We start from the raw sequence: 2,733 nt of genomic DNA, 5'->3' as shown, positions 1-2,733 counted from the left end.
CCCGCCTGATCCTGGCGGCGGGGCGGGCCGTCGAAGGAATCGCCGTCATCGCCGGAACCGGATCGGTGGCGTGGGGTGTGGCGGAGGGAAACGAAGCCCGCTCCGGCGGCTGGGGCTACCTCCTGGGGGACGAAGGCAGCGGCTACTGGGTGGCGCGTGAAGCGGCCCGTGCCACGCTGCACCGCGCCGACCTGGGCCTCGAGCCGGACGAACTCGGGCGCCTCGTCCTGGAGCGCAATGCACTCGAAACGCCCACCGGACTGATCGGGCTGTTCCATTCGAGCGCCGGGCGCGGCCATTGGGCCTCACAGTCCTCGCTGGTGTTCGAAGCCGCCGCACTCGGGACGTCTGCGGCCGTCGGCATCATCGGGCGCGCAGCGGATGCGCTCGCCTCGCTCGTCCTCGATGTCGCATCGGTGATCCGGAGCCAAGGGCCCGTCATCATCGGAGGCGGCCTCGCAGTGAATCAGCCCCTCCTGCAGGAGGCACTTCGCACCACGCTCCACGGGCACGGCTTCGACGACGTCGTGTTCCTGACCCAGGATCCGGTGATGGGCGTGGAATTCCTCCTCCAACGGTGAGTGGGCCTCCTTCCGCGCATGTCCGCGGAATACCGGACACTTCACCAATACCCGGCCTTGATCGCGCCGAACAGAGGGTTAGACTCGATCAACTGATCGGTTCCCCTTGACCGCTGCCGGATGAGCCGGCACCGCTGACCATGAGGCCCACCGCCCGGGCGGGAACCGGCCGCGGGCCCGCCCGTCAAGCTCCTGCCACGAAAGGGAAGGCTTTCATGACTTCCTCCTCCCGTACCGGTGATCCTGACGCTCCGCGGACCGATCCACCACGCGAGGCACCTCGGGATTCGCTGCCTGGGTCTCCACCTGACCCGATGATCGAGTTCCGCGGTGTCACCAAGACCTACGCGGGCACCCAACCCGCCGTCGACGACCTCAGCATCGCCATCGACCGGGGAGCCATCACCGTCTTCGTCGGCCCGTCGGGCTGCGGCAAGACCACCTCACTGAGGATGATCAACCGCATGGTCGAGCCCACCTCGGGCACCATCCTGCTGGATGGAGCGGACGTGTCAGGGCGGAAGGCGGCCGAGCTCCGCAGGTCCATGGGGTACGTGATGCAATCCTCCGGCCTGCTCCCGCACCGCTCCGTCCTCGACAACATCGCCACAGTGCCTCGCCTCAACGGCGTCCCTCGATCCGAGGCACGGGCACGTGCCGCGGAACTGCTCGACGTCGTCGGGCTCGCCCCGATGCTCGGGAAACGCTACCCGGGAGAGCTTTCCGGTGGGCAGCAGCAGCGCGTCGGCGTCGCGCGGGCCCTGGCCGCGGATCCACCCGTCCTGCTCATGGACGAGCCGTTCAGCGCCGTCGACCCGGTGGTGCGCGGTGAACTGCAGGAGGAGCTCCTGCGGCTGCAGCGCGACCTCGCCAAGACCATCGTCTTCGTCACCCATGACATCGACGAGGCCACGGTCCTCGGAGACAAGGTCGCCGTCTTCGCGGTGGGCGGGCGCCTCGCACAGTACGCAACCCCCGAGGAGATCCTCCGGGCGCCCGTCGACAACTTCGTGGCGGGTTTCGTGGGCCGAGACCGGGGCTTCCGCCACCTCTCCTTCCAGGACGGAACCGGCGTTCCGCTCCACCCCATCGAGACCATCGAGGTGGAGCGGCTCGGCGATCCGACGGTCAGTGTGCGCTCGCCGTGGACCCTCGTGGTGGACAACGACGGACGTCCGCACGGCTGGGTTCCCCGGGCCAGGCGTGCCGACGTCACGTCCCGGGCCGAGGCGGTTCCCGGCGGCTCCCTCTACCCCCGCGGCGACACGCTGCGGCGCGCTCTCGACGCCGCGCTGTCGTCGCCGTCGGGCCTCGGCGTGACGGTCGACGACGACGGCCGCGTGGTCGGCGTCGTCCGTGCGGGCGAGGTGTTCGAGCTCATCGAGCAGGCCCGGCTCGACCGCGGCCGCGCCGACCACAACACGGCGGTGTAGCCATGGACTGGTTCCTCGCGAATCTCGACTTCATCGGGCGGCTCACCGGCCTGCACCTGTTCCAGGCAGTCCTGCCGATCGTGCTCGGAGTGCTGTTCGCCGTGCCGCTCGCGCAATTGGTCCGGCTCCACCGGACCGCGGGAGCGGCGCTGCTGACGGTGTCCTCGATCCTGTACACCATCCCGTCACTTGCCATGTTCGTGTTCCTTCCCGTGATCCTCGGGACGCGGTCCATCAGCATGGTCAACGTGGTGGTTGCGCTGGCCATCTACGCCTTCGCCCTGCTCACCCGCTCCACCCTCGATGCCCTCAATTCCATCGACGACGGCGTCCGGCAGGCCGCGGTGGCGATGGGCTTCACACCGCTCCGGCGGTTCCTCAGCGTCGACCTCCCCCTATCGATTCCGGTGCTGATCGCCGGGGTACGGGTCATCTCCGTCACCAACATCTCGACGGTCAGCGTGGGTGCCCTGATCGGCGTGCAGAGCCTCGGCACGCTCTTCACCGACGGGCTGTTCCGCTCGTTTCCCACTGAGATAGCGGTGGGGATCATCCTGACCCTGGCCCTCGCGCTGCTCATGGACCTGCTGCTCGTCGGCATCGAGCGACTGCTGACGCCGTGGACGCGCCGCGCCGGGGCAAGCGGCGCGGCAAGCGGCGCGGCAGGCACCCCGGCAATCGGCGCGGCAGTCGACCCGGCGCCTGGCCCAGCTTCCGGG

3 protein-coding genes are annotated in these 2,733 nt (G+C 69.3%); all 3 read left to right on the top strand.

What is annotated here, in order from left to right:
• Positions 1-581: N-acetylglucosamine kinase (locus Y705_RS20780; protein WP_275450823.1), on the top strand; the 581-nt coding region annotated here is incomplete at its 5' end.
• Between the two features lie 314 nt (positions 582-895).
• On the top strand, positions 896-2,014 hold the full coding sequence (locus tag Y705_RS0116080) for an ABC transporter ATP-binding protein (RefSeq protein ID WP_049822905.1): 1,119 nt from the start codon (positions 896-898) through the stop codon (positions 2,012-2,014).
• 2 nt (positions 2,015-2,016) lie between these two features.
• Positions 2,017-2,733, top strand: a 717-nt coding sequence (locus Y705_RS20775) for an ABC transporter permease (protein ID WP_155850124.1), incomplete at its 3' end; no start/stop codon positions are given.

The sequence above is a fragment of the Arthrobacter sp. H41 genome (assembly GCF_000520535.1).
Classification (GTDB): domain Bacteria; phylum Actinomycetota; class Actinomycetes; order Actinomycetales; family Micrococcaceae; genus Arthrobacter_D.
This window is presented reverse-complemented; position numbering and strand designations above follow the sequence as displayed.